The organism is Mannheimia sp. E30BD, from assembly GCF_041807785.1.
In the GTDB taxonomy this organism is placed as follows: Bacteria; Pseudomonadota; Gammaproteobacteria; order Enterobacterales; family Pasteurellaceae; genus Mannheimia.
The window spans coordinates 1-919 of sequence record NZ_JBGTYX010000052.1 but is presented as its reverse complement, the minus strand read 5'-3'; the positions used below and the strand labels follow the sequence as shown (position 1 = coordinate 919).

Here is a 919-nt window from a genome sequence, read left to right as displayed (position 1 = left end):
ATGATTTTCGGATTATGTTGAATTCGAAGTGCGGTATAATGTGCGAAGCTCCGCACGAGAATTTACACATAATCCGCTGTTATGCGAAATTTTATAAGTTTATGTCAAATATTACCATTCAACATATCACCCCACGACATTTTTATGAGGCGGTAAAACTCTTGAAACAAACGGAGCATCACATCAGATTTAGTTATGATACGGTTGAGATCCGTTTTGTTTTTGACAGATTAGAAACTGCAGAACAGACACAAGCGAGATTTGAGCAAATGGAGCATTTAGGAGAATTTTTAAAGGAACTGACAAATTCATCAGTTCCTGTTGATTTAGAAGAATTTATAAAACAGTATAGATATCAACCACGGCAGAAATTTTTTAAATAATTAGTAGCTATCTCTATTATTTATGTAAAAATAGACAATAAAAATAAGTGCTATCCCTATTCCGAAAACCCATTGCCACAGATTTTCACCATACCACGCATACATTCCTTCACGACAAAAATCTAATCTCCCACGGGGTATGTTGTTTCCTTGTACTATACATTTATAAGCCCCAGATTTCCAATTCATGATAGGTACAATAACTGCGGCATAAAGACTAAGGATACAGGTAACAAAGGCTAATTGTCGCCAACCTCTACTATACTCTTTGAGTAGGATATAAATTGAACCAACTAATAACAACCAGAAGATAATCTTACTAGTTAATGAGTGAATTACAAAACTTACTGTATCGAAAGAATTTTGTAGAATATCCATATGAATTTCCTTATGTTTCAATGATTATTTTTTGTTCAAAAAAGTTCGGGAGTTCTGTAACACCCGAACTTTGGTGCCAACTTTGGCACTTTTTTAAAATTCGGAAGCTGTATTGCGTGGTTTTATATACAGCATTATTGTTTATTGAGAGCATACTT

The 919-nt window shown here is 33.9% G+C and carries 2 protein-coding genes; one reads left to right on the top strand and one right to left on the bottom strand.

Translation table 11 applies throughout. The annotated features are described in order from the left end of the window. Positions 1-383 (top strand): hypothetical protein (locus tag ACERCG_RS12170; protein ID WP_373612305.1); only part of this gene is annotated, 383 nt, incomplete at its 5' end. Here the strand turns inward: ACERCG_RS12170 and ACERCG_RS12165 are convergent. After that, positions 384-761, bottom strand: a complete 378-nt coding sequence (locus ACERCG_RS12165) for a hypothetical protein (protein ID WP_373612304.1) — start codon at positions 759-761, stop codon at positions 384-386. Positions 762-919 lie beyond the last annotated feature (158 nt).